Raw genomic sequence first — 2,401 nt, forward strand, 5'->3', positions numbered from 1 at the left:
CCCACAAGAGTTATATTTAATTCGATTATGCTTTCTTAGATGTTTTTTAGCTTACTGCTGGCAGATACAATTAGATGAGCTTAGGGACTTCCAATAAAAAAATATCCTATCGCGGTGTAAGCAGGGGGCACTTAGCTGGGGGCAGGGGGAGAAAGAAAAATATTATCTGAGTAAAGCGAAAAACATTTTGAATTATTTTTGTCAAAGTTTCAGAGGAAGGCTAATTTGAAATGTGGAGCCTTGACTTAGCATACTATTTACAGTAATTTGCCCTCCGTATCGCTGTACAATTTGTTGAGCGATCGCAAGTCCGAGTCCAAAGCCGCCTGTTTGCCGAGATCGGACAGTATCTACACGATAAAAACGATCAAATATATGTGGCAAATCACTGGATGGAATACCAATGCCGTTGTCTTTAACCTGAATTACCGCAGAGTGAGACTGGGTAAAAAGATATAATTCTACCTTTCCATCTGCTGGTGTGTACTTGAAGGCATTAGTTAGTAGATTAATTACAGCTTGTTTGAGCAAATTAGCATCGGCTTTTAACATGATCGGATGCTCTGGAAGGTGAGCATGGAAATTGAGCTTTTGAGCAGGAGCAAGGGCTGCAAATTCCTGAGCAAGCGATCGCAATATCTCACACAAATCAACGGGTTTTAATCCGGTTTCCGCAAGAGAGCCATTATGACGCGACAAAAAAAGCAGTTCATTGATCAGCGTACTCATGGACTTAGCAGTTTGAGCGATATTTTGCAACCGCAATCTTTGCTCCACGGGGTCTTCGGGGGGCATCAGGGCAACTTGGGCATTGCTCAATACCGTAGCAACGGGTGCGCGTAATTCATGAGAAGCATCGGCTGTAAATTGCTGCAATTGCTGATAAGCACGAAGGCTTGGCCGCATTGCCAATCCGCCTAAAAACCAGCCTGTAATGCCTATTACACCAAAAGTCACGGGAACCCCGAAAGTTAAAAACAAACGGGCTTGGTTCAGTCCAATGCGTAGAGAGTTCATCGGAACTGCTGTTTGGAAATAGCCAATCAATACCTTACCTTCCAAAATAGGAAGTGTAACTTGGCGAACCCAGCTTCTTGTAGTAGGTAACTCTGAGTTTATTGGTACTTTTATTGTTTGAAATCCCGGTTCTGCGGTCAACTGTTTGCCATCTGATGAACCGATAAATTGCAAAAGTTGTTTATTAGAATTATACCACCGCGCATACATTAGCCCGCCATTTAACGATACACCGCTTTCTACAGGAGTCTGTCCGCGCTGATTTCGCCATTGACTTTGATAAAGCGAGTATTGGGTTTTGACGGCAAAGGCTTTACTTTGTGAAAAAAGTTCGTCATCAAAAACCCGCAACTGTTCTTCTACACTAAGACAATAACCCACCCCTGCAAAAGCGAACAAAATTCCACCCATTGACAGGGCAAACCAGTGAGCGAGATTACGACGGCTATGATCAAACATTAGTTATTGAGAATTGGGCATTGGGAATTGGGCATGGGGCATTGGGCATTGGGCATTGGGCATTGGGCATTGGGCATTGGTTATTATATTGCTCTCCCTCATTGCTCCCTCATCTCCCCCTGCCTCCCCTGCCTCCTAACGGGTTAGAAAGGCGGATTTATTCGATAGCCCATCCGATGGACTGTTTCTATCCAATCTTTCACACCAATGGTTTGTAGGCGCTGGCGCAAGCGGCGAACTAAGGTAGTAACCGCGTTACTTTCTGGTTCCTCTCCGTAGCTCCAAAGGGCTTGCTCAATCTGGTTATGAGATAATACTTGGCGGGGATGACGCATTAAATACTCCATCAATTGAAACTCCCGGCTAGAAAGTTGAGTTGTCAATGAACCAAGTTCGAGCGTCAAAGTGGATAAATGAAGTTGCAAATCGCCCAAGCTAAGTATATCTCCTTGCCACATAGGCGATCGCCTTCCTAGTGCCCGGACTCGTGCCAATAACTCTAAAACATCTATAGGCTTTACTAAGTAATCATCGGCTCCAGCATCTAAACCCATTACTTTATCTAAAACCGTGTCTTTCGCCGTCAGCATCAATACAGGAGTCAGCTTACCTGCGCGTCGATATACTTGACACAATTCTACGCCACTGACTTTAGGCAACATCCAATCTAGAATCAGCAAGTCATAGTCTTTGCGAAAGGCAAACCATTGTGCTGTTTCCCCATCAGCGATCGCATCAACTGTATGCCCCACCTTCAATAAGGCTGCCCGCAGTGGCTCTAATTGCGATGAGTCATCTTCGACTAGTAAGATCAACATCCTATTTGCTCCTGACAATTCAGCGGCATCTGGAAAACCTCACTTCTATTTATCTCTCCTAAAAGGAGAGAGACTTTGAATTTTCCCCCTTCCCGTGTCGGGAAGGG

General features: G+C 44.6%; 2 protein-coding genes. Both read right to left on the reverse strand.

Annotated elements, in window-relative coordinates; translation table 11 throughout:
• Positions 1 to 201: 201 nt before the first annotated feature.
• Positions 202 to 1,476: a HAMP domain-containing sensor histidine kinase gene (locus VB740_RS17875; RefSeq protein WP_323201300.1), complete on the reverse strand. Its 1,275-nt coding sequence runs from the start codon at positions 1,474 to 1,476 to the stop codon at positions 202 to 204.
• A gap of 143 nt (positions 1,477 to 1,619) precedes the next feature.
• Positions 1,620 to 2,294, reverse strand: coding sequence for a response regulator transcription factor (locus VB740_RS17880; protein WP_323201301.1), 675 nt, complete (start codon positions 2,292 to 2,294; stop codon positions 1,620 to 1,622).
• Between the last annotated feature and the right edge of the window lie 107 nt (positions 2,295 to 2,401).

This window comes from Nostoc sp. UHCC 0251 (assembly GCF_034932245.1).
Classification (GTDB): domain Bacteria; phylum Cyanobacteriota; class Cyanobacteriia; order Cyanobacteriales; family Nostocaceae; genus Nostoc.

Bases quoted from the DNA above. Each gene is read 5' to 3' on its own strand.
- VB740_RS17875 (WP_323201300.1), bottom strand. From the start codon at position 1,476: ATGTTTGATCATAGCCGTCGTAATCTCGCTCACTGGTTTGCCCTGTCA.
- VB740_RS17880 (WP_323201301.1), bottom strand. From the start codon at position 2,294: ATGTTGATCTTACTAGTCGAAGATGACTCATCGCAATTAGAGCCACTG.